Origin of the sequence: Pseudomonas taiwanensis (assembly GCF_013393345.1) — a bacterium.
In the GTDB taxonomy this organism is placed as follows: domain Bacteria; phylum Pseudomonadota; class Gammaproteobacteria; order Pseudomonadales; family Pseudomonadaceae; genus Metapseudomonas; species Metapseudomonas resinovorans_C.
Genome location: NZ_QJRF01000060.1, coordinates 23,771 through 50,425 on the forward strand (window position 1 = coordinate 23,771; position 26,655 = coordinate 50,425).

Sequence of the window (26,655 nt, forward strand, 5' to 3'; positions counted from 1 at the left end):
CGCTGCCGGGTTTTGCCGGAGTGGCGATTCGTCCAAAAGCCACGGAGGAAGGTGAGGTTCCGGGCCGGCCGTAGGGAGCCCAGACCGACGCACCTCCAACAACAAAAAAGGCAGTTGGCCATGTTCAAACAGCCGAAAATGCGGCAAGCGAGCCTTATCGTCTTTGCCACCACCGTCATTCTCATCCTTCCCAACCTGACCCGGCTGGTCAGCTGATCGTCAATATTCACCATCAACTGGTCGTCCTGTGCTGCGTAGCCGCCCCTGCGGTCAACGCAGCGCGGGTAGCCACTCCTTGATCGCCGCCAACTGCTGAAACAGACGTCGGACAAGACGCTGTTCATAGTGAAAAACCGCAGTCCCGTTGGCGCGCGCCCCCTCCTATCAATTGTGCTAGGTTCGCTGAACATGCCTTACCCAGGAGCCGCCATCATGCGTACCCTGCTTGCTGTTCTCGCGTTAGCCCTGAGCCTGCCGGCCGCCGCCGGAGATACCGACCAGGCCGCCGCCGTCGAAGCCATGCACCAGCCCAATGCCGTACTGATCGATGTACGAACCCCGGAGGAAGTGGCCGGAGGCGCCATCCCCGGCGCGCACAATATCGGCTATGAGGAAATCGCCCAGAAAATTGCCCAGGTCGCCCCGGACAAGGACACGCCCATAGTGCTCTACTGCCGCAGCGGCCGCCGATCCGGCATCGCCCAGGACAGCCTGAAGGACCTGGGCTACAGCCGGGTGATCAATGGTGGCGGCTACCTGGACCTGAAAACCGCCCTGCACAAGGACTGATCGATGCGCCCTGCGCTTCTCGCCCTGCTCTTCTGCCTTACCCCGCTCCACGCCGCCGAGCTGACCCTGGACCTGCCCGGCGGCACCCGAACCTGGGACACCGCCGCCCTGCTGGCCCATCCCCAGGCGCAGGAAGTGACCATTGCGGACGACGTCTCCTACAAGAAGACCATGCGCTATCGCGCCGTGCCGGTCGCGGCATTGCTGGAAGGCATAAAGCCCGACGAGCACCTGCAGGCCGTGGCGCTGGACGGCTTCGCCGCCGAACTCGCCGCCGCCCCACTCTTGAACAACAAAGGCGCCCGCGCCTGGCTGGCCATCGAAGATCCGGCCAAGCCATGGCCGCCACTGGCGGCCGGCGAACCCAGCGCCGGGCCCTTCTATCTGGTCTGGACCGACCCCAAGGCGGCCCGCATCAGCCCGGAGCAATGGCCCTTCCAGGTAGCGCGCATCCGCTATCTGCCTTCCGTGGCCGAACGCTTCCCGGCCCTGCTCCCGGCCGATGACGCCAGCGCCGAGGTGCAGGCCGGTTTCGCCCAGTTCCAGAAGAACTGCCTGGCGTGCCATCGCCTCAATGGCGCGGGCGATGCGCAGTTCGGGCCGGACCTGAACATTCCCCACAACCCCACCGAATACTTCGCTGGCGATTTCCTCCCTCATTACATCCGCGATCCGCAGAGCCTGCGTCGCTGGCCTCAGGGCAAGATGCCGGGGTTCTCGAAGGAAGCGATTACGGATGAAGAGCTGGGGCAGTTGATTGGGTACCTGAAGCACATGGCGGGGAGGAAGGTGGCGCAGTAGGTTGGCTCTGGCACAGCCCTGTAGGGGCGAATTCATTCGCCAAGGAGGCCGAAGGGCTCCCTGCAAACTCCCTGCATCACTCACCCACCCTCACCCCAACCCCGCCCTGCGCCCCGGCCTGTTCGCTTCGCGCTCAGGCGTTCATCGGCACCGGAAGCAGTGCTTCCGAAAGCGTGCCTCTTCACCCCAGAGGGAAAGGGGGCTGTCCCTGCCACGGATGTACCTTGGTGCCTACCCTGTGGGGGCGATTTCAATCGCCAAGGAGGCCGAAGGTCTCCCTGACACTCCCTGCATTACGCACCGCCCTCACCCCAACCCTCTCCCAGAGGGAGAGGGGGCTGGCCGTGCCACGGATGTACCTTGGTGCCTACCCTGTGGGAGCGACTTCAGTCGCGAAAAATAGCGCACCCCCTCACACGTTGTACTCCACCGGTGGCGGCGGCAATTCGCTGATCAGGTCCTGCAACCCTTCCGCCCATTGCCGGCGAATGTCGACGAAGTATTTGTCTTCCTCGGTCACCCGATACCCGGCCGGGAGGATCAGGCTGTCGCGGTGGTAGACCAGCAAGTCCAGTGGCATGCCGACGGACAGGTTGCTTCGGATGGTGGAGTCGAACGACACCAGGGCGCAGCGCAGGCCCTCTTCCAGGCTGGTGTCGAACTCCAGGTTGCGGTCGAGGATTGGTTTGCCGTACTTGCTCTCCCCCAGTTGCAGGAAGGGCGTGTCCGCGGTGGCCTGGATGAAGTTACCTTGGGGATAGATGCTGTAGAGCTCCGGTGGGTTGCCGGCGATCTGCCCGCCCACCAGGAAGGAACAGGTCAGGTCGGTATTGCCCGCCAGAGGCGCGCCATCGCGGGCAATGACTTCGCGAATGGTTTCGGCCACCAGCGCGGTGGCGTCGTAGAGGGAAGGCACCGTATTCAGGTTCGGTCCCGCACCACCCAGGCGTTGCTTGAGCAGGTTGACCACCGATTGCGACGTGGCCAGGTTCCCGGCACTTTGCAGGACGATCAGCCGCTCGCCGGTAACGCCGAAGGTGTAGAGCTTGCGGAAGGTGGCGATGTGATCGATGCCCGCGTTGGTGCGCGAGTCCGATACGAATACCAGGCCGTCGGCCAGGTGCATGGCGACGCAATAGGTCATGCCGGTTCTCCTTGTTGAGGCTCTCCGCGTCGGGTGTCCGGCCGCCGGCCCTGGCGGGCTGGCAGTAAGGAGCGGCCGGCGCCGCGGAAAACCGGGAAACTCGCGTTACTGCACCTGTACCAGCAGCGGCGGCGCATCCACCTTGGCGTGCATCTGCTCGCCGCCACCACCGCGACGCATGCCGCGTACCGGACAGGCATCCAGGTAGTCCAGGCCCACCGCCAGTTTCAGGTGACGCTCGGGACGGGCCAGGTTGTTGGTCACGTCGAAGCTGTACCAGGCATCGCCCAGCCAGGCTTCGGCCCAGGCGTGGCTGGACAGGTTCTTGTCATTGCCCTGGTACAGGTAGCCGGACACGAACCGCGCCGGGATGCCCAGGCTGCGGGCACAGGCCAGGAACGCGTGGGTATGGTCCTGGCAGACCCCGGCGCGACCGGCGAAAGCTTCGGCGGCGGTGCTGTCGACGCGGGTCACGCCTTTCTTGAACGGCATCTGCGCATGCAGCGCTTCCATCAAGTCGATCAGCCCACCACGATCGCGGCGATTCCCGCATTCGAGCGCGGCGAACTCCCGCAGCGCGTCGTCAGCGGTGGTCAGCCGGGTGAAACGCAGGAAGGGCAAGGCCGACTGCTTGTCGTGTTCGGCCTCGCGCTTCTCATCGATCTCCACCTGGCCACGGGCACTGATGACGATGGAGTCGTGGGGTTCGTCCAGGGTCAGTACATGAAAGATGTTGCCGAAGGGATCGACCTGCGCGCGCACCGGACGCGGCAGGGTCAATTGCCAGCTGAGCACGTGCTGGCGTTCGTTCTCCTGGGGTGTCAGGCGCAGGTACTGGATGCTCGCGCGGACCTGGTCGTCGTAGCGGTAGGTGGTGTCGTGGCGGATGGACAGTTTCATACAGCCTCCAGATACGAGCTGTGGATGGCCCGGGCCAGTTGGCGGACCAGCAGGATGAAGTCGGTAAGCCACGTGTGCAGGCCCTCGTCGAGGATTTCGTCGATGGCGGTGTAACGCAGCCGCGCGTCCAGTTCCGCAGCCAGGCGCTGGGCCGGGCGACCGTTGTCTCCTGGCAGGTGGGCAAGGATGTCGTTCAGCTCTTCCATGCACGCCCGCAGCGAACGGGGTACGTCGGCGCGGAGCAGGAGCAACTCGGAAACCTGGCGGGCATCGGGGGAGCCCCGATACACCTCGGTGTAGGCCTCGAAGGACGACAGCGCACGGAGCAAGGCGCTCCACTGGTAATAACCACGAGCGGAGCTGTCGCTGACCTCCTCCGATTCTTCGCCGAACATTTCGTAGCGCGAGTCCAGCAGACGAAGGGTGTTGTCAGCCCGCTCGATGAAGGTGCCCAGGCGTATGAAGCTGTAGGCCTCGCCCCGCATGATGGTGCCGTAGCTCGCGCCGCGGAACAGGTGCGAGCGCTCCTTCACCCACTCGCAGAAACGGCTGATTCCGTAACGGCCGAGCCCCTCGCTGGAGATGTTCAGCATCTCCAGCCAGGTGGCGTTGATGTTCTCCCAGATGTCGGCGGTAATCCGCCCGCGCACGGCATGGGCGTTGATCCGCGCGGCACGCAGGCAGCTGAAGATGCTCGCCTGGTTCTCGGCGTCGAGGGCGAAGAAGTGCAGCATGCGTCCGGCGTTCAACTCACCGTGACGCTCCTGGTACAGCTCCAGGGTGCCGGTGCTTAGCAGCGACATGGCCAGCTCGTCCAGACCATCGCCACGGCCGTCCTGGGGCATCAGCGACAGCGAATAGCTGACCTCCAGCATGCGCGCCAGGTTCTCCGCGCGCTCCAGGTAACGCGACATCCAGTAAAGCTCGGAGGCAGTTCTGCTCAGCATGATCAGTCCTCCACTATCCAGGTGTCCTTGGTACCGCCGCCCTGGGACGAATTCACCACCAGGGAGCCTTCACGCAGCGCCACGCGGGTCAGCCCGCCGGGTACCAGCCGGGTTTCCCGCCCGGAAAGAACGAAGGGACGCAGGTCAATATGGCGCGGGGCGATGCCCTGCTCGACGAAGGTCGGGCAGGTGGACAGGCACAGCGTGGGCTGCGCGATGTAGGCCTCGGGGCGGGCCTTGAGGCGCTCGCGGAAGGCTTCGATCTCCTGGGTGCTGGCGGCCGGCCCCACCAGCATGCCGTAGCCGCCGGAGCCCTGGGTCTCCTTGACCACCAGTTCGGGCAGGTGGGCCAGCACATGGGACAGCTCTTCAGGCTTGCGGCACTGCCAGGTGGGCACGTTCTTCAGGATGGGTTCCTCGTCCAGATAGAAACGGATCATGTCGCCGACATAGGGGTAGATGGACTTGTCGTCCGCCACGCCGGTGCCGATGGCGTTGGCCAGCACCACATTGCCGGAGCGATAGGCGGCCAGCAGACCGGGCACGCCGAGCATGGATTCGGGGTTGAAGGCCAGGGGATCGAGGAAGGCATCGTCCAGCCGCCGATAGATCACATCGACCGGTTGCGGGCCGGCGGTGGTACGCATGAACACCCGGTCGTCGCGGACGAACAGATCGGCCCCTTCCACCAACTCCACGCCCATTTCGCGAGCGAGGAAGGCATGTTCGAAGTAGGCGCTGTTGAAGCGTCCCGGCGTCAGCACCACCACGTTGGGGTTGTCCAGCGGGCTGGAACTTTTCAGGGTGTCCAGCAACAGGTTCGGGTAGTGATCGATGGGGGCGACGCGCTGGGCGGCGAAGAGCTCGGGGAACAGCCGCATCATCATCTTGCGGTCTTCGAGCATGTAGCTGACGCCGCTCGGGGTGCGCAGGTTGTCTTCCAGCACGTAGTAGGTGCCATCGCCATCGCGCACCAGGTCCACGCCCGCGATGTGGGCGTAGATATCGCGGTGCAGGTCCAGGCCCTGCATAGCGATCTGGTAGCCCTCGTTGGCCAGCACCTGCTCGGCTGGGATGATCCCGGCCTTGATGATCCGTTGGTTATGGTAGAGGTCGGCAAGGAACATATTCAGCGCCTTCACGCGCTGGATGCAGCCCTTTTCCACCACCCGCCATTCGCTCATGGGAATGGCGCGGGGAATGGTGTCGAAGGGAATCAGGCGCTCGGTGCCCTGCTCATCGCCATAAAGAGTGAAGGTGATACCGGCACGGTGGAACAGCAGGTCAGCCTCGCGACGTCGCTGGGCCAGCAGCTCTTCGGGCGTGTCCGCCAGCCAGCGGGCGAATTCCCGGTAATGCGGACGGCATTCGCCACTCGCGTCATACATCTCGTCATAAAAAATGCGGGACATGCCTAACTCCTTGTCACCACGGGCAGAAACGCAGTCGCAAGCCCCGTGCCATCGCCACAACTGCTTGCCTTTCAATAACTTGCAGCACACTCGCAGTCGTAGCGCCCCAGACTGGTGCAGCTCGAATAACCGAACTGCCCCTGTCGCCCTATTTGGCGGCGGTCAGGATTGGACGGAATGCGACAGCGAGGTGTTCCCCACTTGTTGCGGCAGAACCGCCATCCCTGGAACGAACAGTCTAGCCCGGCCATGCAAGGCCCTAGGGCCCGATTGTTCTATGGATATGTTGCGATTTGGAATTGCCCCATTACCCGCCGATCTATGGTCATAGCCAGCCTTCTATAGGGGCCATTGCCTGGCCGCATTTTCCAAGGTCGCAGGAGCCTTCCATACTTGCTCCATTCCAGTGCCTCCCTCATGCCCCGGAGCAACCTGCCATGCTCACCATCGGAGACAAACTGCCGGCATTCAACCTGCTGGCGGTTGACCACGACTCGGAACACGCCGCCACCCCGGAGAACGCGTTCAAGCGCGTCAGCCAGGACAGTCTCCTGGGCAAGTGGAAGGTGCTGTTCTTCTGGCCCAAGGACTTCACCTTCGTCTGTCCCACCGAGATCAAGGCGTTCGCGGACCTGCTGGAGCAATTCAACGACCGCGATACCCAATTGATCGGGGCCTCCACCGATAGCGAGTTCGTCCACCTCGCCTGGCGCCGCGATCACAAGGACCTGAAGGGCTTGAGCTTTCCCTGGCTGGCGGACATCCGGCACGAACTGGCCAATGCCCTGGGCATCATCGACCGCCGCGAAGGCGTGGCCCTGCGCGCGACCTTCATCATCGACCCGGACAATGTCATCCGCCATGTCTCGGTGAACGACCTGCTGGTAGGCCGCAACCCACAGGAAACCCTGCGCTTGCTGGATGCGCTGCTGACTGAAGAGCTGTGCCCATGCAACTGGCACAAGGGAGAGGCAACGCTGCATTACTGAGCGGACCACAGGAGGCCGGTGTTTTGTGGGGGCGAATTCATTCGCTATGGGCAACGCCGTTGCCCCCCGAGGCCGAACCTGCGGTCCGGTCAGCGAATGAATTCGCCCCCACAGGAAAGCCACAGCAAAGCGCCTCCCGCCCCTTCCTTGTCAGCCCCAAAGCCCCGAACTACGCTGCTCAATGCGACCAGTGGCCGTATTTTTCGGCGCGCTTTTCGTCGCATTCGCCGACGGCATGCAGTTCCGCCGAACAGGCTCCGCACGTCATGTACAACAGGAGTCGACAATGCCTTCGTTCAAACCCGTTTCCCTTTCATTCGCCGTCAGTTGCGCCTGCCTCATCGCCTCCGCCCAGGCCGCCGAACCGCTGAAGCAGCTCGGCAAGGGTGAAGGCCAGCTCGACATCATCGCCTGGCCCGGATACATCGAACGCGGCGAGTCGGACAAGAACTACGACTGGGTCACCCAGTTCGAGAAAGACAGCGGTTGCAAGGTCAATGTGAAAACCGCCGCCACCTCCGACGAGATGGTCAGCCTGATGGCCAAGGGCGGCTACGACCTGGTCACCGCCTCCGGCGACGCCTCCCTGCGCCTGGTGTTCGGCAAGCGCGTGCAGCCGATCAACACTGCGCTGATTCCCAACTGGAAGACCCTCGACCAGCGCCTTCAGGACGCGCCCTGGCACACGGTAGAAGGCGTGCACTACGGCACGCCGTACCAGTGGGGCCCGAACCTCCTGATGTACAACACCAAGTTGTTCAAGCAGGCGCCGGACAGCTGGGCCGTGGTCTTCGAGCCCCAGGACCTGGCCGATGGCAAGTCCAACAAGGGTCGCGTGCAGGCCTACGACGGTCCCATCTACATCGCCGACGCCGCGCTCTACCTGAAGTCCGCCAAGCCGGAACTGGGCATCCAGGACCCGTACCAGCTGACCGAAGCGCAGTACACCGCCGTGCTCGATCTGTTGCGCAAGCAGCACAGCCTGGTGCACCGCTACTGGCACGACGCGACCGTGCAGATGAGCGACTTCAAGAACGAAGGCGTGGCCGCCTCCAGCACCTGGGGCTACATGGCCAATACCCTGAAAGGCGAGAAGCAGCCCGTGGAAACGGTGTTCCCGAAAGAAGGGGTCACCGGCTGGGCCGACACCACCATGCTGCACGTCGACGCCAAGCACCCGAACTGCGCCTACAAGTGGATGGATTGGTCGTTGCAACCCAAGGTCCAGGGTGACCTGGCCGCCTGGTTCGGCTCACTGCCCGTGGTCGCCAAGGGCTGCACCAGCAGCGAACTCCTCGGCGCCAGCGGCTGCGCCACCAACGGTTATGACCAGTTCGACCAGATCGCCTTCTGGAAAACCCCGGAAGCCCAGGGTGGGAAGTTCGTGCCGTATAGCCGGTGGACGCAGGACTACATCGCGATCATGGGTGGAAGGTGATTCGCACTGGATTCTCCCGAGAGTCACCCCTCTCCCTGAAGGGAGAGGGGGCTTGTCCGAACTCACTTGAAACACCGAGAGGCTGACGCCCCCTCACCCCAACCCTCTCCCAGAGGGAGAGGGAGTCGCCACTACGGAGCCCGAGTATGACCACAGCCGTCCAGTTCACCGATGTCTGCCGCCACTACGGTGATGTGAAGGCGGTTGACCGGGTGTCCATCGAGATCCGCGACGGCGAGTTCTTCTCAATGCTCGGCCCTTCGGGTTCAGGCAAGACCACCTGCCTGCGCCTGATCGCCGGCTTCGAGCAGCCCACCTCGGGTTCCATCCGCATCCACGGTGAAGAGGCCGCCGGCCTGCCGCCCTACGAGCGCGATGTGAACACCGTGTTCCAGGACTACGCCCTGTTCCCCCACATGAACGTGCGCGACAACGTCGCCTACGGCCTCAAGGTGAAGGGCGTGGCGAAGGCCGAGCGCCTGGGCCGCGCCGAGGAAGCCCTCGGCATGGTCGCCCTGCCCGGCTACGGCGATCGCAAGCCGGCGCAGCTGTCCGGCGGCCAGCGTCAGCGCGTGGCCCTGGCCCGTGCGCTGATCAACCGTCCGCGCGTGCTGCTGCTCGACGAACCTCTGGGCGCGCTGGACCTCAAGCTGCGCGAGCAGATGCAGGTGGAGCTGAAGAAACTGCAGCGCCAGCTCGGCATCACCTTCATCTTCGTCACCCACGACCAAGGTGAAGCGCTGTCCATGTCCGACCGCGTGGCCGTGTTCAACAAGGGCCGTATCGAGCAGGTGGACAGCCCACAGAATCTCTATCGCAAACCAAGTACCCGCTTCGTCGCCGAGTTCGTCGGCACCGCCAACGTGCTCCACGGCGACCTCGCCCAGCGCCTCACCGGCACCGCCGGGGCATTCTCCCTGAGACCGGAGCATGTGCGCTTCGGCAACGCCAGCAATGGCGAGCTGCAAGTCAGCGGCACCGTGCATGACGTGCAGTACCTGGGTGCCAGCAGCCGCTACGAACTCAATCTGGACGGCGGTGGGCGACTGGCGGTGAGCCTGCCCAACGGCGAAGAAACGGATGTCGCACGCCCCCAACCCGGCCAACAGGTACAGGCCTGTTGGCCCCGCAGCGCGATGGTCGCGCTCAGCGAGTAGGCCATGAGCGCCGTCATCGAAAGCCATCAGAGCGGTCCGCTGCGTGGGCTCTCCAACCTGCTCTACCGCCGCTCGACGCTCTACCTGCTGCTGCTCCTGACCCCGCCCCTGCTCTGGTTCGGCGTGATCTACATCGGCTCGCTGTTCGCCCTGCTCTGGCAGAGCTTCTACACCTTCGACGACTTCACCATGGCGGTGACGCCGGACCTGACGCTGGCCAACTACGCCGCCCTGTTCAACCCGGCGAACTACGACATCATCCTGCGCACCTTGACCATGGCCATCGCCGTGAGTCTGGCCAGCGCGGTCCTGGCCTTCCCCATCGCCTACTACATGGCGCGCTTCGCCTCGCCGAAGGAGAAAGCCTTCTTCTATATCGCCGTGATGCTGCCGATGTGGGCCAGCTACATCGTCAAGGCGTATGCCTGGACGGTGATCCTGGCCAAGGGCGGCATCTTCTACTGGCTGATCCAGCAGCTGCATCTGGAGACCTTGCTGGGCAGCCTGCTCACCGTACCCGGCGTCGGTGGCAATACCCTGTCCACGTCGCACCTGGGGCGTTTCCTGGTATTCACCTACATCTGGCTGCCGTTCATGATCCTGCCGATCCAGGCCTCCCTGGAGCGCCTGCCCCCGTCGCTGCTGCAGGCTTCGGCGGACCTCGGCGCCAGGCCCCGGCAAACCTTCGCCCAGGTGATCCTGCCGCTCGCTTTTCCGGGTGTGGTAGCCGGCTCGATCTTCACCTTCAGCCTGACCCTGGGCGACTTCATCATCCCGCAACTGGTGGGCCCCAGCGGCCTGTTCATCGGCACCATGGTCTACGTGCAACAGGGCTCGGTGGGCAACATCCCGCTGGCGGCGGCCTTCACCCTGGTACCCATCGTGCTGATCGCCATCTACCTGTCCATCGCCAAGCGGCTGGGGGCCTTCGATGCACTCTGAGAAAGCGTCCTGGGGCCTGCGCCTGGCGGCCTGGGGCGGGCTGGTGTTCCTGCACTTCCCGATCCTGGTGATCCTGCTTTACGCGTTCAACACCGAGGAGTCGTCCTACAGCTTTCCGCTGCAGGGCTTCACCCTCGAATGGTTCAGCGTGGTGGCCAGCCGTGAGGATGTGCTGCAAGCCATCATCCTGTCCGTGAAAGTCGCCTGCCTGGCCACCGCCCTGGCCATGGTGCTTGGCACCCTCGCCGCTGCCGCGCTCTATCGCCGCGACTTCTTCGGCAAGGAGAGCATCACCCTGATGCTGATCCTGCCCATCGCCCTGCCCGGCATCATCACCGGCATCGCCCTGCTTTCCGCATTCAAGACCCTTGGCATCGAGCCGGGTATCTTCACCATCGTCGTCGGCCACGCCACCTTCTGCGTGGTGATCGTCTACAACAACGTGATCGCGCGGTTCCGTCGTACCTCGCACAGCCTGATCGAGGCGTCGATGGACCTGGGCGCCGACGGCTGGCAGACCTTCCGCTACATCATCCTGCCGAACATCGCCACCGCGCTGCTGGCCGGCGGCATGCTGGCCTTCGCCCTGTCTTTCGACGAAATCATCGTCACCACCTTCACCGCCGGCCACGAACAGACCCTGCCCCTCTGGCTGCTCAGCCAGCTCAGCCGCCCGCGCGACGTTCCGGTGACCAACGTGGTAGCGCTGCTGGTGATGCTCGCCACCATGCTGCCCATTCTCGGCGCCTACTACCTGACGCGCGGGACCGAGACGGTGGCTGGGGGTGGGAAGTAAGAGTTCCAGGCCTGCACCTTCTCCCTCGCTTTGCTCCCCTCTCCCGCTTGCGGGAGAGGGGCCGGGGGTGAGGGTGACGAGGCTGATCCAGACCATGCGGCTGCAAGCGACTCCGCAACCACCTCCCTAGCCCTCTCCCTCAAGGGAGAGGGGACGACTACGAGGACTCCACCATGCAAACCAAACTGCTGATCAACGGCCAGTTCTCCGCCGGCGAAGGCGAGGCCCTGGACGTCCTCAATCCCGCCACCGGCGCCGTGTTGGTAAAAATCCCCGAGGCCAGCGAAGCCCAGGTCGACGCCGCCGTCCGAGCAGCCGATGCGGCCTTCGAAGGTTGGGCGCGCACCTCGCCGCGCGACCGCGCCACCCTTTTGCTGAAGCTGGCGGACAAGATCGAGGGCCATGCCGAAGAGCTGGCAAAGCTGGAGTCGGACAACTGCGGCAAGCCCTACGCCGCTGCACTGAACGACGAGATTCCAGCCGTGGCCGATGTGTTCCGCTTCTTCGCCGGTGCCAGCCGCTGCCTGACCGGTTCGGCAGCGGGCGAATACCTGCCCGGCTTCACCTCCATGATCCGCCGCGACCCGATAGGGGTGATCGCCTCCATCGCGCCCTGGAACTACCCGCTGATGATGGCTGCCTGGAAGCTGGGCCCCGCACTGGCAGCCGGCAACACCGTGGTACTCAAGCCCTCGGAGCAGACCCCCCTCACCGCCCTGCGCCTGTCGGAATTCATCGCCGAACTGCTGCCACCGGGCGTGGTGAACATCGTCCTCGGCCGCGGCCCCAGCGTGGGCAGTCCACTGGTGTCGCACCCGTTGGTGCGCATGGTGTCGCTGACCGGCTCGGTGGGCACTGGCAAGGCCATCATCAAGAGCGCCGCCGACAGCGTGAAGCGCACCCACATGGAACTGGGCGGCAAGGCGCCGGTGATCATCTTCGATGACGCCGACCTGGCCGATGTGGTCGAGGGCATCCGTACCTTCGGTTTCTACAACGCGGGCCAGGACTGCACCGCGGCCTGCCGCATCTATGCCGGCAAGAAGATCTACGACAACTTCGTGGCTGACCTCGCCAGCGCGGTATCCAGCCTGAAAACCGGCCTGCAAACCGACCCGGCGACCGAACTCGGCCCGCTGATCACCCAGAGCCAGCGCGAACGCGTGGCCGGCTTCGTCGAACGCGCCAGCGCCCTGCCCCACATCCAGATCGCCACGGGCGGCAAGCCGGTGGCCGGTAGCGGCTTCTTCTACGAGCCCACGGTGGTGGCCCACGCAAAACAGGACGACGAGATCGTTCGGCGCGAGGTGTTCGGCCCGGTGGTGACGGTCACGCCCTTCAGCGACGTGGACGAGGCGGTGCGCTGGGCCAACGATTCCGATTACGGCCTGGCGTCATCGATCTGGACCCGCGACGTGGGCCGCGCCGCTGCGGTGGCATCGCGGTTGCAGTACGGCTGCACCTGGATCAACACCCACTTCATGCTCACCAACGAAATGCCCCACGGCGGCTTCAAGCAGTCCGGCTATGGCAAGGACCTGTCCATGTACGGCCTGGAGGACTACACCGTGGTGCGGCATGTGATGATCAAGCATTAGCGCAGGAGCGTTGTGGGGGCGAATTCATTCGCTAAGGGCAGCGCAGCTGCCCCCTAGGAATCTCGATGGCCGAACCTTCGGTCCGGTTAGCGAATGAATTCGCCCCCACAGAAAAGCCCGCGACTGGGCGTTAGCCAAACGCCAGATTCAACCAGCGGCGATAGAACCCTTCCGCCACCTGGTTCAGCGCCGCGACCTTGCTTGGCAGGGCTTCGAGCATGCGCGCCCGGGCTTGCTGGCTGGCCTGGGTTTCGTCGAGCAGGTGCGCCCAGTCGGTCAGCCAGCCCTTCACCAGGTCCTCGGTCATCTCCGGATGGCCCTGCAGGGCCAGGACCTTGTCGCCCCAGGAGAAGCCCTGGTTGGGGCACCAGGGGCTGTCCATCAACCATTGGGCGCCTTCCGGCAGGTCGAAGGTGTCGCTGTGCCACTGGTAGATCGAGAACTCCTGCGGCAGGTGGGCCATCCAGGGGCTGTCAGTGGCCAGGGCACGCTTTTCCAGCGGCTGCCAGCCGATCTCGGTGTAGGGCATGCGATGCACCGACGCGTCCAGTGCGCGGGCCAGCAACTGGCCGCCCAGGCAGTGGCCGATCATGGGCACATCGCGAGCGATGAAGTGCCGCAAGGCAGCGATCTCCGCCCCGATCCAGGGCAGCGGGTCGTTGACGCTCATGGGACCGCCCATGATGGCGACCGCCTTGGGTCGGTCGAGGTCGTGGCCTTCCAGTTCGCCCAGGTCCGTGCGCAATACGGTGAAGTCGCGTTGCTCACGGTCCAGGACAGTGGCCAGATGGCCGGGTGGGCAAAAATCCGCGTGGGTAAGAATCAGGATGTCGGTCATGGGGTCCCCTCCGTTGACGGAGTCTGAGGCAAAGGCCATGCCGGGGTCGAGTAAAGGAAGTCTATGTTTTTGCTGGGAATACCCGAGCCAGAGGGGGGAAGCAAAAGCAGCCGGGAAATTGTCCGGAATGCCCGGTTCGCGGCAGGCGGGCCGCCACGAACCGGGAGAGCTTCAAGGTCGGTTGACGTTGACTTCCTGAGTCACGCCCCAGCCATCGAGCACACCTCCGAGTGGGACCACCAGGGCCTCCAGGTCGTGCTCGAAATCACCGATTCCCGCGTGGGTCGCGTACATCACTTTGCTCACCTGCAAGTGCCAGGCGCCATCGGCGCGCACCGATACCTGAGCATTCAATGACTCACCACGGAAATTCCTCGCTGCCGTTCGCGCCCGGTCCTCATCGGGGAAAATGGCATAGAACTCGATTGGGTGAACACGAGCGAAATCGAATCCACCCTCTTTCATGCGGCGCAACAGACTGGTGCTGACATCATCGTGGAAGGCTGTGCTCATGAAACGACCTCCTCTTAGCGATGGATGAGTGTTCCGCTCTTACCGCTTATCTTCGAGAAGCCGCTGGAATGGGCTCCGCGACACCATGCGGTGCCGCCCCCGGGCTGGCCCTGCAGACACAGCGCCAAACCCTGACCGGGTCCCGCGCGGACCCAGCCACTGATTCACTCGTGGAGTGATCTTTCAGCTTTCATTTTGCAGGGTAGCGCCACCGCAGCGGGTCTGCCGGAAAGCTGGACAAATTGTCACAAAAGTGGCGACAGGCGGCGCTCACGCCTGATTCGCCAACAAATTGGCCATTTTTCAGCCAAGCGCCCCAGGGGTGGCGCTTGTAGGAGCGAGCTCTGCTCGCGAAATGTGGCGCTGGGGCTGTTCGCGAGCAAGTTCGCTCCTACGGGTTCATGCGCCGCTCAGCAGTTTCATGATCCCCCGGTTCACCCAGGCCGGTGAAACCTGCCCGGCACCGTACATCAGGCGGAACAGCCAGCTCACCGGCCGATGCACCGTCGCGCCATGCGCTTGCTGCCAGGCGGCCTGGGCGATGTCCTCGGCGTTCAGCTTCACCCCGAGACGACGCAGCACCGGCGGCTCGAAGCGCTGGCTGCTGACCATGGGCGTTCGCACGAACGGCGGCATCAGGTCGCCGACCCGGATGCCGTGGCGACGCCATTCGAGCTCCAGCGCTTCGGTGAAGCCGCGCACCGCGAACTTGGAGGCCGAGTAACTGGCCATGTGCGGCGTGCCGTACACGCCGGAGGCCGAGCCCATGCTGATCACCTGCGCGCCACGGGTTGCCTTGAGGTAGGGAAAGGCCGCATGGGTCACCTGCACCAGCCCCAGCACGTTGATGTTGAGGATGCGCGCATGCTCGGCCATGTCGATTTCCTCGAAGTTGCCGAAGCGCAATACGCCTGCGCAGTTGAACAGCAGGCGCAGCTGGCCGTCGTGACGCCCGCAGAAGTCCGCCAGGGCTGCCTCCACGGCGGCCAGGTCAGTCACGTCCAGCGTCCGGTTCCAGACGCCACCCAGTGCTGCCGCCTGGGTGGACAGTGCGTCGGCGTCGCGGTCGATCAACCCGACCTGCCAGCCGCGCTCGTGAAACAGGCGGGCGGTCGCCGCGCCGATACCCGAGGCGGCGCCAGTAATCAGGATGTTGTCCATCTCAGGCCTCCTCCTCCACATGCCGGCAGATGAAGTCGGCGGCGCTGGCCAGTGCCTGGTCGGCGGTACGCAGCACGCCGGTATGGGCCTGGAACACATGCCAGAGACCCGGATAGCGCTCCAGTCGCACCCAGCCACCGGCCGCACGGACCCGCTCGGCCAGGCGCAGGCTGTCGTCGCGCAGGACTTCGTCCTCGGCCACCTGCACCAGCATCGGCGACAGTCCGGAAAGATCGGCGAACAGCGGCGACAGGGCCGGATCACGTCGATCCAGCCCGGGCGGACAATAGAGGTCCATCGCCTGCTCCACCCAGGCCGGGTGGATCAGCGGGTCGCCCGCCGGCGGATTGTGCTGGGCCGTGCCGCTGAGGTCGGTGACCGGTGAGAAGCAGATCAACCCCGCCGGCCGGGGCAGGCCCTGACGACGAATCTCCAGTGCGGTGAGCAGGGTCAGGTTGCCGCCCGCCGAATCGCCGCCGATGACGATGCGAGAAGCGGGGTAGCCGGCATCCAGCAACTCACGGTAGGCGGTCACGGCGTCTTCCCTGGCGGCCGGGAAAGGGTGTTCCGGCGCCAGGCGGTAATCCTGGGCGCACACCGCCACTCCCGCGCGCCTGGCGAGGCTCGCGGTGATGGCCCGGTGCGTAGCCGGCGAGCCGGTGATGAACGCACCACCATGCAGGTAGAGCAGCACCACATGGCTGCCCCCCTGGGGCCGATGCCATTCGCAGGGTCGGCCGCCCAACTGCCCGGCCTCGCGCAACACGCCCCTTGGCGCCAGGGTGCTGGCAGTGAGCAACCGCAGTACCAGCCGCTGCATCTGGACGGGCAGCGGCGGCCGCATCAGGCCACGGAACAGCAGGCGCAGAGCGCCGCGCAGGGTCGCGCGCAGCAGCGGCTGGCCAGGTTCGGGGGCAGTGAATTCAACGGGTGCATTCATAGAGATCCAACTCCAGGCGACGGGTCTTTTGGCGGTAGCTGAAGGTGAAACCCGGCCAGTTGTTGGTGTTGCGGCCGTCAGCGGTCTTGTACCAACTGTTGCAGCCCTGCTCCCAGACGGTATGGCGCACGTCCTGTTGCAGGCGCTGGTTGAAATGGCGTTGCACCTCGGGCTTGAGGTCGAGGTAGCGCAGGTCGACCAGTGCCCGTATGCCGTCCAGCACGTAGGGGAACTGGCTTTCCAGCATGTAGATGATGGAGTTGTGGCCCAGGTTGGTATTGGGTCCGTAGAGGATGAAGAGGTTCGGGAAACCGCTGACGCTGACCCCGAGATAGGCCTCGGCACCCTGGCGCCACGCCTCGTTCAGGTCACGCCCGCCGAGCCCGCGAATGCTCATCGGCGCTAGGAAGTCGGTGGCGGTGAAGCCGGTGCCGAGGATGATGGCGTCCACCTCATGGCGCCGGCCATCGCTGCTCACCACGGCATCCGCCGTCACTTCGCGGATACCGCAGTCGACCACCTCCACGTTCGCCCGCGCCAGGGCCGGGTAGAAGTCGTTGGAAATCAGGATGCGCTTGCAGCCCAGCGGATAGTCCGGCACCAGCCGCTGGCGTAACGCCGGGTCGGCGATTCCCCGTGCCAGATGCTGGCGGAAGCGGAACTGCATCAGCTTCATCAACGGCGGGAACACCGAGAACGCCAGCACCCGCGATTCGTGCTGGATGTACTTGAGCATGCGGTCGAACTTCTGCAGCCCTGGCAGGCGTCGCATCAGCGCCACTTCCCAGGAGCGGTAGGCACGATCCGGCTTGGGAATGACGTAGGCCGCCGAGCGCTGGAACAGCGACAGCCGCGCCACCTTCGGAGCGATCTGCGGGACGAACTGGATGGCGCTGGCTCCCGTGCCGATCACCGCCACACGCTTACCTTCCAGCGCGTAGTCATGGTTCCAGCCGGCCGAATGGAACAGTTCTCCCTTGAAGCCATCCAGCCCGCTAATGCGCGGCCAGGCCGGGCGATTCAGCTGGCCACAGGCACTGACCAGCGCCCTGGCACGAAAGCTTTCGCCCTGCCGGGTCCGTACTTGCCAGGTGCCGCTGGGCTCATCGAACTCGGCGCCCTCCACTTCGCACTCGAAGCGGATGTGCCGGCGCAGGCCGTACTTGTCAGCGCAATGCTGTTGATAGGCGAAAATCTCCGCCTGAGGGGCGAACTTGCGCGACCAGTCGGTCTTGGGCTCAAAGGAAAAGGAATACAGGTGCGAAGGGACATCGCAGGCTGCGCCGGGGTAACTGTTGTCACGCCAGGTGCCGCCGACCTCGCTGCCCTTCTCCAGGATCAGGAAGTCGTCGATGCCGGCCTTCTGCAACTGGATGGCCAGGCCCAGGCCACCGAAACCGGCGCCGATGATCAGCACATGCAAGGGTGCCGACCGCTGGGAATTGTTGTGCATTGTTATCTCCCGTTCCGTGCCGGGAGATGCTAGTCCGCCTTTGCCCGGACGGGAATGACACTGCGAGCCGTGGAAGTGGGAAATTGGGACAGATGTACCATTGCCGACCGCGATCATTCGCTCGGCAATGGCTTTTCGGAAGGAAGAATTCCAGACCGGCTCAGCGACCGGCGCGCGACTCGCGGATGTAGAAGCGGGCCTTCTCGGCCTTGTTGGTGCAGCCCTCGAACGCCTCGAATTGCTGTTGGGTCTTGGCTGCGGTCAGCAGGCTCAGCGCCTTGGAGTAGCTCACGGTGCCGGAGAACCCTTCGGCTTTGGCCAGGTCCAGTTCCTGCCAGGCCGCATCGAGCTCCGATGCACAGCTGCTGCGGTGGACCGTATTGCCGGCGCAACCGACGAGCAACAGGGCAATCAAAGGTACGCTGATCCAAGCTTTCATGAACGAAACTCCAATGGTGAAGATCGACAAAGTCTAGTGTTTCGCCAGGCCGTTAGGTACCCGAAAGATTCAACTCCGTGGACGGCTAGGCAGGTAGCGACGGCCCTGCCACCCGCGTATTGTCGAAGCACTATTGTCGGGGGAATTGCGAATGAGCAAGCGCGTGGCATTGGTGCTGGGTTCGGGAGGTGCGCGCGGCTATGCGCACATCGGCGTGATCGAGGAAATCGAGGCACGCGGCTACGAGATCGCCTGCATCGCCGGCTGCTCCATGGGCGCCGTGGTCGGTGGCATATACGCCGCCGGCAAGCTGCACCACTACCGTGACTGGACCGAAAGCCTGGATTACCTGGATGTGCTGCGCCTGCTCGACGTGAGCTTTCGCCTGGGCGCCATTCGCGGCGAAAAGGTCTTCGGGCGCATTCGCGAGATCGTCGGCGAGATCAACATCGAAGACTTGTCGATTCCCTACACGGCAGTCGCCACCGACCTCACCAACCAGCAGGAAATCTGGTTCCAGGAAGGCTGCCTGCACCAGGCCATGCGCGCCTCGGCCGCCATCCCCAGCCTGTTCACCCCGGTGGTCCAGGGCAGCCGCATGCTGGTGGACGGCGGCCTGCTCAATCCGCTGCCGATCGTGCCGGTGGTGTCCAGCCACTGCGACCTGATCATCGCCGTCAACCTCAACGCCACCACCCAGCGCGAGTACCAACTGCCGGTGATCGAGCGACCCGACGCCATCAAGGGCCGCATCGACCTGCTGATGGAATCCCTCAGCTCGCGCCTGCCCTTCCGCAAGCGCGGCGGCGATCAGGAGCTGATGCTACTCGATCCGGAAAGCCTGCCCGGCGGCAATCCCTGGCTGGAAGATGCCGCGCCGCAAATGCAGCAACCGGCGGCCGCACCGGAAGTCGCAGGCGCCCCCAAGTCCGCCAGCGGCTCCCATGTGATCGCCAGCGTCGGTCCGGCGTCGCTGCTGGATCTGGTGAACCAGAGTTTCGAGGTGATGCAGACCTCGCTCGCGCAATACAAGATCGCCGGCTACCCGCCGGACATCCTGATCAACGTGCCCAAGCGCGTGTGCCGCTTCTTCGAGTTCTACAAGGCGCCGGAGCTGATCCAGCTGGGCCGGCAGATCGCCCGTGAAACACTGGAGCGGTACGAGCAGGGGAATTGAGGGGCGGCATAGACCTTGTGGGGGCGAATTCATTCGCTGAGGGCAGCGCAGCTGCCCCAAGAGGTTCAGAACGCCGAACCTTCGGTCCGGTTAGCGAATGAATTCGCCCCCACAGATTCTGTAGTCCGCCCTCAGAAAATCGACCAACCAATCCGCTCGGACAATTTTTCCAGCGCCGCCATGCCCACCAGGGAGTTGCCGGCTTCGTTCAGCTCCGGCGACCAGACGCAGACGGTGAAGCGCCCCGGCACCACCGCGACTATCCCGCCCCCTACCCCGCTCTTGCCCGGCAGGCCGACGCGGTAGGCGAAGTTGCCGGCTTCGTCGTAGAGGCCGCTGGTGGCCATGATGGCGTTCAACTGCTTGGTCTGGCGCGGGGTAAGCACCTCCTCGCCGCTGTGCGGACTGACGCCGTTGTTGGCGAGAAAGCTGAAAGCCAGGGCCAGGTCCGCGCAGCTCATGCGGATGGCGCAATGGTGGAAGTAGCTGTGCAGCACAGCTTCCACGTCGTTGTGGAAGTTGCCGAAGGATTGCATCAGATAAGCCATGGCGGCATTGCGTGCGCGATGCTGGTACTCGGAACGCGCCACCACTTCGTCCGACACCACGCGTGGGTTGCCGGACAGGCGCCGGACGAAATCGCGCATCGACAGCGACGGCGCGGCGAAGCGCGATTCGTTGATATCGCAGATCACCAGGGCGCCGGCGTTGATGAAGGGGTTGCGCGGAACGCCACGCTCGAACTCCAGCTGCACCAGGGAGTTGAACGGCTGACCAGAAGGCTCGTGCCCCAGTCGCTCCCAGATGCCCTCGCCGGAATGCTGGATCGCCTGCACCAGGCTGAAGACCTTGGAGATGCTCTGGATGGAGAAAGGCGTCAGGCCGTCGCCTGCGTAGAACAGCTCGCCATCGTTGCTGTAGACGGCGATGCCGAGCTGGTCCGCGCTGACACAGGAGAGCGCGGGGATGTAACTGGCGACCTTGCCCTGGCCGATCAGGGGGCGGACTTCGTCGAGGATTTCGTTCAACAGCTGCTGCATGCCGGTCCTTCCATTGTGGGAGCGTCAGCGCGCTCATGCAGCTCTGGACGCGTGCCGTGACCAGGACGGCACACGGGTGCTCAGGCTTCGCGCAAGCGATAGCCGACGCCGGCCTCGGTGACGATGAATCGCGGATTGGCCGGGTCGTCACCGAGCTTCTGCCGCAGATGCCCCACCACCACCCGCAGGTAATGGGTGTCCTCCACGTGGGTCGGGCCCCAGATGTCCTTGAGCAATTGCTGCTGGGTGACCACCCGGCCGAGGTGACGCGCCAGTTGCGCGAGCACCGCGTACTCCTTGCGGGTCAGCCCCACTTCCTCGCCGTCGAGGGTCACCCGGCGATAGGCGAAGTCGAGTCGCAACGGACCGCTGGCAACGCTGGCCTCCGGCTGTTCGCCCGGCCCGGCCTGGCGCAACAGCACGCGCACGCGGGCGAGGAACTCCTGGATACCAAAGGGCTTGGTCACGTAGTCATTGGCGCCACGGTCCAGGGCCAGCACCTTTTCGCCCTCGCTGGCGCGCACCGAAAGCACCAGTACCGGAACCTGGGACCATTCGCGCAGTTCACGCAGCACATCCTGGCCGTCCATGTCCGGCAGGCCGAGGTCGAGCACCACCATGTCGGGCCTGGCCAATGCCGCCTGCTCCAGCCCTTCGCGGCCATTGGCGCCCTCCAGCACCCGATAGCCCTGGGCGGTCAGGCTGATGCGCAGGAACTTGCGGATCTGTGCTTCGTCGTCGATGACCAGGATGGTCGGCTGGTTGGTACTCATTCGAGATTCATCGTTTCCATTGCCAATGCGGACTGCTTTTCTGTTGTGGGTACGACACACTCCGCGCCGTACTCATTCTTCCTCCAACTGCGGCTGCGGATGCAGCGGCAGGTGGAGGGTCAGGGTCGCGCCGCGGCCGTCCAGGCCATCGCCCACGGTCACACGGCCGCCGTGGGCGCCGACCATGCCCAGGCAGATCGCCAATCCCAGGCCGGTGCCCTGCCCGCCCCGATCACCTCGGGCAGCGGTATAGAACATATCGAAGATCCTGTCGCGCTCATCCGGTGGGATACCTGGCCCCTGGTCACTGACGGAGAAGCGCAGCTCGGCGTCGTCGGCCTCGACCGCGACTCGCAGTTGCCCCTGGCTGGGCGAGAAACGCGCAGCGTTCTCCAGCACGTTGACCAGCGCCTGCTCGATCAGAGCGGCGTGTACATAGAGCAGTGGCAACTGCTCCGGCACCCGGGTTTCCACCTGCAAGGGTGCCAGCACCGGGCGCAGGCGCTGCAGGGCGCTGGCGACGATGTCCACCGGCGCCACCCAGTCGCGGGCGAGCTTGAGACCGCCATGGCCGAGTCGAGTCATGTCCAGCAGGTTCTGGATGTAGCGATCGAGGCGCTCGGCTTCGTCGCGGGTGCCCTCCAGCAACTCCCGGCGATCCTCCAGGGGAATGGCTTCACCCAGGGCCAGCAGGCTGTCGATGGAGCCGCGCATGGCCGTGAGCGGCGTGCGCAGGTCGTGGGAAACCGATGCCAGCAAGGCGCTACGCAATTGTTCGGTTTCGCCGTGCAAGCGTGCGGCCTCAAGCTCTTCCGCCAACTGTGCACGCGCCATGGCCTGGGCCAGGGGCTGGCCAAGGGCGGCGATCAGCCGACGCCGGCCCGCCGGCAGTGGAGCTTCGTCGCGCGGACTGATGCCCAGCAGCACCAGCGGTCCTTCCTCGCCCGACAGAGGCAACCACCACCAGCGCCCACCGGGCAGGGTGTCGGTGCCGAGGCCTGCCGGTTGGTGGTGCTGCCAGGACCATTCGGCTGCAGCACGCTCCTGGTCGGCCAGCAGGCGCTGCACGCCGGCCTCCACTTTCCAGACACCATCCCGCCCCCGGGACAGCAGGCAGACCTCCACATCCGACCAGTCACCGAACTGCTGCAGGGCGACATTCAGCACCGCCTGGCGGTCGGTGGCGGCGGTGAGCTTGCGCGAAAGGTCGAGCAGCACGGTGGTCTCCGACTGCGTGTCGCGCAGGGCATCGAACTGGCGGCGCTGGCGCGAGGCCAGGTTGCCGGTGAGGCCGGCCATCAACAGGAAGAAGAGCAACGTCAGCACGTCTTCCTGGCGGGCGATGGTCAGCGAAAACGTCGGCGGGATGAACAGGAAGTCGTAGGCCAGGAACGACAACCCGGCGCAAAGCAGCGCCGGCCCCAGGCTGCTGCGCACCGCCACCAGCAATACCGCAGCGAGGAACACCAGGGAGATATTCGGTAGCTCCAGGCTATGGGACACCACCCAGGCCAATCCGCTGGCGGCCAGGGCGGCGAGTACCGCCAGACCGTAATCCAGCATGCGCGAAGGATGGCTGGCGCGTGGACTGGGCGGACGGCGGTCGGCCTCGGTGTCCAGCACGCTGACTTCCAGCCCCTCGGCAAGATTCAGCAGGCGCTCCGCGAGGCCGCGGCCGAGCAGGCGACGACGTAGGCGTCGACGGCTGCGCCCGACCAGCAACAGGCTGGCGCGGCGCTCGTCGGCATGCTGCACCAGCGCCTTGGCAACGGACTCGGCGCGCAGGGTCACCACTTCGCCACCCAGGCGTTCGGCCAGTTGCTGCGCACCCTGCAGGCGCGCGCGCACCTCTTCGGAGCGGGCGCCGCCGGTATCCACGTGCACCACCGACCAGGGCAGGTGACGCCGCTCGGCGACGCGGCTGGCATGACGCACCAGGCGCTCGGCCTGGTGGTCGCCATCGATGCCCACCAGCAACCGGCCGCGCACGGCGGGCGCTTCCAGGCCGCGCTGGCGGTAGCGCCGGTTGAGGTCGGCATCCACCCGCGCGGCGGCGGTCTGCATGGCCAGTTCGCGCAGCGCGGTGAGATTGGTCTGGGAGAAGAAGGCGTCGATGGCGGCACGGGCCTGCTCGGGCACGTAGACCTTGCCTTCGCGCAGACGCTCCAGCAGTTCGCGCGGCGGCAGGTCGACCAGGAGGATTTCGTCAGCCTCCTGCAGGACCCAGTCGGGCAAGGTCTCGCGGACCTGCACGCCAGTGATGTCATGCACCTGGTCGTTGAGGGCTTCCAGGTGCTGGACGTTGACCGTGGTGTAAACGTCTATGCCCGCGTCGAGCAGTTCCTGCACGTCCTGCCAGCGCTTGGCGTGACGGCTGCCAGGGGCGTTGGTATGGGCCAGTTCGTCCACCAGCACCAGTCGCGGCGGGTGAGCGAGGATGCCGTCGAGGTCCATCTCGGTGAGCGCCATGCCGCGGTAGTCGAAGTGCCGCAGCGGTTGTTGCGGCAGCCCGGCGAGCATGGCCTCGGTTTCCGCGCGGCCGTGGGTTTCCACCACGCCCGCGCGCAGGTCGACGCCCTGGCGCAGTTGCGCCTGGGCGGCCTGGAGCATGGCGTAGGTCTTGCCCACGCCGGGGGCGGCGCCGAGGAAAACCTTCAGGCGGCCACGCCCGTCGCGGGGGATGTCGGCCAGAAGCGCGTCGGCGCGCTGCGCATCACTCATCGGGTCATCTCATTCAACGCGGTGTTCAGGGCGAGCACGTTGACCACCTCGGGGCCCAACAGGGGCTGTTCGGTGTTCTGCTCCACCAGGCGCTCCAGGGTCTCGGCCGGCAGGCCACGTTCGGCTGCGATGCGCGGAATCTGGAAGCGCGCGGCATTCGGCGGAAGGTGCGGGTCCAGGCCGCTACCCGAGGTGGTCACCAGCGCCATGGGCACCTTGCCGTGACCCTCGGTGGCCAGGCGATGCGCGTCTTTATTGATGCGCTCGGCCAGGGCCGGATTGCTCGGTGCCAGGTTGCTGGCACCGCTGGCCACAGTGGCGAAGCCGGCGGCCGAGGGGCGCGACTGGAACCACTGCGGACCGTCAAAGTTCTGCGCCAGCAGGCTGCTACCGCGCACCTCGCCCTTGGCGTCCCGCACCAGGCTGCCGTTGGCCTGCTCGGGGAAGGCCAGTTGGGCGATGCCGGTGACGGTCAGCGGATAGGCGACGCCAGTGATCAGGGTCATCAGGGCCAGAAGGCTCAGGGCTGGGCGGAGTTGGCTAAGCATATTCAGTTCCTCTCGGGAAATCTAAGTTCGTGTGGCGCGATCGCCCCCTCCCCCGCGGGCGGGAGAGGGTTTCACTCACACCAGTCCCACTGCGTTGAGCAGGACGTCGATCACCTTGATGCCGATGAAGGGCGCGACAATGCCGCCCAGGCCGTAGATCAGCAGGTTGCGGCGCAGCAGGCTGGCGGCATCGCTGGCCTGCACCCGGACCCCACGCAGGGCCAGGGGAATGAGGCCGATGATGATCAGTGCGTTGAACACGATGGCCGAAAGGATCGCGCTCTGCGGGCTGGCCAGTTGCATCACGTTGAGCACGCCGAGCTGCGGGTAGATGCCGGCGAACAGTGCCGGAAGGATGGCGAAGTACTTGGCCACGTCGTTGGCCACCGAGAAGGTGGTCAGGGCACCACGGGTGACCAGCAGTTCCTTACCCACCTGCACCACGTCGAGCAGCTTGGTCGGGTCGGAATCCAGGTCCACCAGGTTGGCGGCCTCGCGGGCGGCCTGGGTGCCGTCGTTCATGGCCAGGCCAACGTCGGCCTGGGCCAGCGCCGGGGCGTCGTTGGCGCCGTCACCGCACATGGCGACCATCTTGCCCTCGCCCTGCTCCTGGCGAATCCGCGCCAGCTTCTTCTCCGGCGTGGCTTCGGCGATCACGTCGTCCACGCCGGCCTCGGCGGCGATGGCGGCGGCGGTCAGCGGGTTGTCGCCGGTTACCATCACGGTGCGGATACCCATCTGCCGCAGTTCGGCGAAGCGATCGCGGATGCCGGGCTTGACCACGTCCTTCAGGTGGATGGCGCCCAGCAGCTTGCCATCGGAGGCCACCAGCAACGGGGTGCCACCGCTCTGGGCGATCTTCTCGATCTCGCGGGCCAGCGGTACCGGAACCTCTGCACGGGTGATGTTGACCCAGTCGAGCACCGCGTCCACCGCACCCTTGCGGTAGCTGCGACCGGCCCAATCGGCACCGGAGAGCCGGGTTTCCGCAGTAAACGGGATGGCGGTGATCTCGTCGCGGGCGGGCTCCTTCATGGAGTGCAGTGCGCGCAGGTATTCGACGATGGACTTGCCCTCAGGCGTCTCGTCGGCCAGGGAAGCCAGCAGCGCGGCGTCGGAGAGCTCCTTGCCGGCCACGCCGGGCGCTTTGATCATCGCGCTGCAGCGGCGGTTGCCGAAGGTGATGGTGCCGGTCTTGTCCAGCAGCAGCACATGCACGTCACCGGCAGCCTCCACCGCACGACCGGACTTGGCGATCACATTCAGGCGTACCAGGCGGTCCATGCCGGCGATGCCGATGGCGGACAGCAGACCACCGATGGTGGTGGGGATCAGCGTCACCAGCAACGCCACCAGGTACACCAGCGGCAGGTCGCCACCGGCGAAGCGGGCGAAAGGCTGCAGGGTGGCCACCACCAGCAGGAAGATCAGGGTCAGACCGATCAGCAGGATGTCCAGCGCCACTTCGTTCGGGGTCTTCTGGCGCGTGGCGCCTTCCACCAGGGCGATCATCCGGTCCAGGGTGGATTCGCCCGGGTTGGCGGTGATCTTCACCAGCAGCCAGTCGGACACGATGCGGGTGTTGCCGGTGACGGCGGAACGGTCGCCACCGGATTCACGGATCACCGGCGCCGACTCACCCGTGATGGCCGCTTCGTTGACGGCGGCAATCCCTTCGATCACCTCACCGTCACCCGGAATCAGCTCACCCGCCTCGACCCGCACCACGTCGCCACGGCGCAGGGCGGCGGCGGGAACGGTTTCGAACTGCCCATTGGCCTTGCGGCGACGTGCCGTCAGGCCCTGGCTGCCGGCGCGCAGGCTGTCCGCGCGGGCCTTGCCACGGCCTTCGGCCAGGGCTTCGGCGAAGTTGGCGAAGAGCACGGTGAACCACAGCCAGAGGGCGATCTGCACGGCAAGTCCAGTGCTCACCGCCGGGTTGGGGATGAAGCAGAGGACGGTGGTCAGTACGGCCGTCAGTTCGACCACCAGTATCACCGGCGAACGCACCAGCTGGCGCGGATCGAGCTTGACGAAAGCCTGACGCAACGCCGGCTTCCACAGCGCGGCGAAGGAGGTCTTGGGATGCTGCTTGGCGCTGCTTTTAAGCGCCTGAATGGGGGCATTCATCATGGTTCT

Annotated in this window: 24 protein-coding genes; 9 read left to right on the forward strand and 15 right to left on the reverse strand. The window is 65.2% G+C overall.

The annotated features are described in order from the left end of the window. Window positions 1-432: 432 nt before the first annotated feature. Both DM872_RS13265 and DM872_RS13270 read left to right on the forward strand, forming a co-directional pair. Window positions 433-789: a rhodanese-like domain-containing protein gene (locus tag DM872_RS13265; RefSeq protein ID WP_077524043.1), complete on the forward strand. Its 357-nt coding sequence runs from the start codon at window positions 433-435 to the stop codon at window positions 787-789. A gap of 3 nt (window positions 790-792) precedes the next feature. After that, window positions 793-1,590, forward strand: a complete 798-nt coding sequence (locus tag DM872_RS13270; RefSeq protein WP_179059929.1) for a c-type cytochrome — start codon at window positions 793-795, stop codon at window positions 1,588-1,590. A 412-nt stretch (window positions 1,591-2,002) separates the two neighbouring features. Here the strand turns inward: DM872_RS13270 and DM872_RS13275 are convergent, their stop codons facing one another. The 4 genes from DM872_RS13275 to DM872_RS13290 all read right to left on the reverse strand — a co-directional run bounded on the left by DM872_RS13275 (window position 2,003) and on the right by DM872_RS13290 (window position 5,993). Beyond that, window positions 2,003-2,734, reverse strand: coding sequence for a proteasome-type protease (locus DM872_RS13275; RefSeq protein WP_179059930.1), 732 nt, complete (start codon window positions 2,732-2,734; stop codon window positions 2,003-2,005). A 105-nt stretch (window positions 2,735-2,839) separates the two neighbouring features. Continuing rightward, window positions 2,840-3,634 carry a transglutaminase family protein gene (locus DM872_RS13280; RefSeq protein WP_179059931.1) on the reverse strand — a complete coding sequence of 265 codons (795 nt, stop codon included), beginning with the start codon at window positions 3,632-3,634 and terminating at the stop codon, window positions 2,840-2,842. Continuing rightward, complete coding sequence (locus tag DM872_RS13285; protein WP_179059932.1) at window positions 3,631-4,581, reverse strand: alpha-E domain-containing protein; 951 nt, start codon at window positions 4,579-4,581, stop codon at window positions 3,631-3,633. Before DM872_RS13285 ends, DM872_RS13280 begins: the two co-directional genes overlap by 4 nt. A 2-nt stretch (window positions 4,582-4,583) precedes the next feature. Then, on the reverse strand, window positions 4,584-5,993 hold the full coding sequence (locus DM872_RS13290) for a circularly permuted type 2 ATP-grasp protein (RefSeq protein WP_179059933.1): 1,410 nt from the start codon (window positions 5,991-5,993) through the stop codon (window positions 4,584-4,586). Window positions 5,994-6,430: 437 nt separating this feature from the next. On the opposite strand from DM872_RS13290, the gene DM872_RS13295 reads away from it, so the two are divergent. From DM872_RS13295 to DM872_RS13320, 6 genes are all read left to right on the forward strand, one after another. Further along, the gene (locus DM872_RS13295; protein WP_179059934.1) at window positions 6,431-6,982 is read left to right on the forward strand and encodes a peroxiredoxin; all 552 of its coding nucleotides are present in this window, start codon (window positions 6,431-6,433) and stop codon (window positions 6,980-6,982) included. 286 nt (window positions 6,983-7,268) lie between these two features. Beyond that, window positions 7,269-8,420 (forward strand): putative ABC transporter substrate-binding protein YdcS, encoded by a 1,152-nt coding sequence (ydcS, locus tag DM872_RS13300; protein WP_179059935.1) that lies wholly within the window; start codon window positions 7,269-7,271, stop codon window positions 8,418-8,420. Window positions 8,421-8,566: 146 nt separating this feature from the next. Then, on the forward strand, window positions 8,567-9,577 hold the full coding sequence (locus DM872_RS13305) for an ABC transporter ATP-binding protein (RefSeq protein WP_179059936.1): 1,011 nt from the start codon (window positions 8,567-8,569) through the stop codon (window positions 9,575-9,577). 3 nt (window positions 9,578-9,580) lie between these two features. Next, the gene (locus DM872_RS13310) at window positions 9,581-10,519 is read left to right on the forward strand and encodes an ABC transporter permease (RefSeq protein WP_179059937.1); all 939 of its coding nucleotides are present in this window, start codon (window positions 9,581-9,583) and stop codon (window positions 10,517-10,519) included. Continuing rightward, window positions 10,509-11,315, forward strand: a complete 807-nt coding sequence (locus DM872_RS13315) for an ABC transporter permease (protein ID WP_179059938.1) — start codon at window positions 10,509-10,511, stop codon at window positions 11,313-11,315. Before DM872_RS13310 ends, DM872_RS13315 begins: the two co-directional genes overlap by 11 nt. Window positions 11,316-11,488: 173 nt before the next feature. Then, the gene (locus DM872_RS13320; protein ID WP_179059939.1) at window positions 11,489-12,913 is read left to right on the forward strand and encodes a gamma-aminobutyraldehyde dehydrogenase; all 1,425 of its coding nucleotides are present in this window, start codon (window positions 11,489-11,491) and stop codon (window positions 12,911-12,913) included. A 130-nt stretch (window positions 12,914-13,043) separates the two neighbouring features. Here DM872_RS13320 and DM872_RS13325 read toward each other — a convergent pair whose 3' ends face one another. From DM872_RS13325 to DM872_RS13350, 6 genes are all read right to left on the reverse strand, one after another. Then, window positions 13,044-13,751 (reverse strand): type 1 glutamine amidotransferase, encoded by a 708-nt coding sequence (locus DM872_RS13325; RefSeq protein ID WP_179059940.1) that lies wholly within the window; start codon window positions 13,749-13,751, stop codon window positions 13,044-13,046. Between the two features lie 171 nt (window positions 13,752-13,922). After that, window positions 13,923-14,264 (reverse strand): ribonuclease E inhibitor RraB, encoded by a 342-nt coding sequence (locus DM872_RS13330; protein WP_179059941.1) that lies wholly within the window; start codon window positions 14,262-14,264, stop codon window positions 13,923-13,925. A gap of 399 nt (window positions 14,265-14,663) precedes the next feature. Further along, window positions 14,664-15,425 (reverse strand): SDR family oxidoreductase, encoded by a 762-nt coding sequence (locus DM872_RS13335; RefSeq protein WP_179059942.1) that lies wholly within the window; start codon window positions 15,423-15,425, stop codon window positions 14,664-14,666. Between the two features lies 1 nt (window position 15,426). Further along, window positions 15,427-16,365, reverse strand: coding sequence for an alpha/beta hydrolase (locus DM872_RS13340; protein ID WP_179059943.1), 939 nt, complete (start codon window positions 16,363-16,365; stop codon window positions 15,427-15,429). Continuing rightward, the gene (locus DM872_RS13345) at window positions 16,349-17,818 is read right to left on the reverse strand and encodes a flavin-containing monooxygenase (protein ID WP_179059944.1); all 1,470 of its coding nucleotides are present in this window, start codon (window positions 17,816-17,818) and stop codon (window positions 16,349-16,351) included. The genes DM872_RS13340 and DM872_RS13345 overlap by 17 nt, the downstream gene beginning before the upstream one ends. A 160-nt stretch (window positions 17,819-17,978) precedes the next feature. Further along, window positions 17,979-18,257: a hypothetical protein gene (locus DM872_RS13350; protein ID WP_179059945.1), complete on the reverse strand. Its 279-nt coding sequence runs from the start codon at window positions 18,255-18,257 to the stop codon at window positions 17,979-17,981. 151 nt (window positions 18,258-18,408) lie between these two features. Between DM872_RS13350 and DM872_RS13355 the strand changes: the two genes are divergently transcribed. Next, complete coding sequence (locus DM872_RS13355; protein WP_179059946.1) at window positions 18,409-19,434, forward strand: patatin-like phospholipase family protein; 1,026 nt, start codon at window positions 18,409-18,411, stop codon at window positions 19,432-19,434. Window positions 19,435-19,565: 131 nt separating this feature from the next. Here DM872_RS13355 and glsB read toward each other — a convergent pair whose 3' ends face one another. From glsB to kdpB, 5 genes are all read right to left on the reverse strand, one after another. Beyond that, a complete protein-coding gene (gene glsB, locus DM872_RS13360) occupies window positions 19,566-20,474 on the reverse strand; it encodes a glutaminase B (RefSeq protein ID WP_179059947.1) in 909 nt (302 codons plus the stop codon). Between the two features lie 80 nt (window positions 20,475-20,554). Next, window positions 20,555-21,247, reverse strand: a complete 693-nt coding sequence (locus DM872_RS13365; protein ID WP_179059948.1) for a response regulator — start codon at window positions 21,245-21,247, stop codon at window positions 20,555-20,557. 72 nt (window positions 21,248-21,319) lie between these two features. Continuing rightward, a complete protein-coding gene (locus DM872_RS13370; protein WP_179059949.1) occupies window positions 21,320-23,968 on the reverse strand; it encodes a sensor histidine kinase in 2,649 nt (882 codons plus the stop codon). Next, complete coding sequence (kdpC, locus tag DM872_RS13375) at window positions 23,965-24,516, reverse strand: potassium-transporting ATPase subunit KdpC (protein ID WP_179059950.1); 552 nt, start codon at window positions 24,514-24,516, stop codon at window positions 23,965-23,967. Before kdpC ends, DM872_RS13370 begins: the two co-directional genes overlap by 4 nt. A 75-nt stretch (window positions 24,517-24,591) precedes the next feature. Continuing rightward, complete coding sequence (gene kdpB / locus DM872_RS13380) at window positions 24,592-26,646, reverse strand: potassium-transporting ATPase subunit KdpB (protein ID WP_179059951.1); 2,055 nt, start codon at window positions 26,644-26,646, stop codon at window positions 24,592-24,594. Window positions 26,647-26,655 lie beyond the last annotated feature (9 nt).